This is a genomic window from Aliivibrio finisterrensis (genome assembly GCF_008933155.1).
GTDB classification, from domain to species: Bacteria; Pseudomonadota; Gammaproteobacteria; order Enterobacterales; family Vibrionaceae; genus Aliivibrio; species Aliivibrio finisterrensis.
Window position 1 is genome coordinate 1 of sequence record NZ_WBVP01000137.1, and the last position, 223, is coordinate 223.

Below are 223 nucleotides of genomic sequence, written 5' to 3' on the forward strand. Positions count from 1 at the left end.
GGGTGGCTGCGATCCAGACTCTAACCGATAGCGTCAATGTGATTCAAAGTTACGTGGCCGATAATACGCAAACCGCGCCAACAGTAACCGATTATGCGCAAGTGGGCATTAACGGTGTGGATGCCAACAACCTCAGTGAAGTAAACGGTCAGGTGGGCAGTCAATCGTTGACCACGGTGGCTGTGATCCAGATTCTAACCGATAGCGTCAACGTGATTCAAAG

1 protein-coding gene is annotated in these 223 nt (G+C 50.7%); it reads left to right on the forward strand.

The features are described 5' to 3' along the window. On the forward strand, positions 1–223 hold a 223-nt coding region (locus tag F8B77_RS17850), incomplete at both ends, for a hypothetical protein (protein ID WP_167512893.1).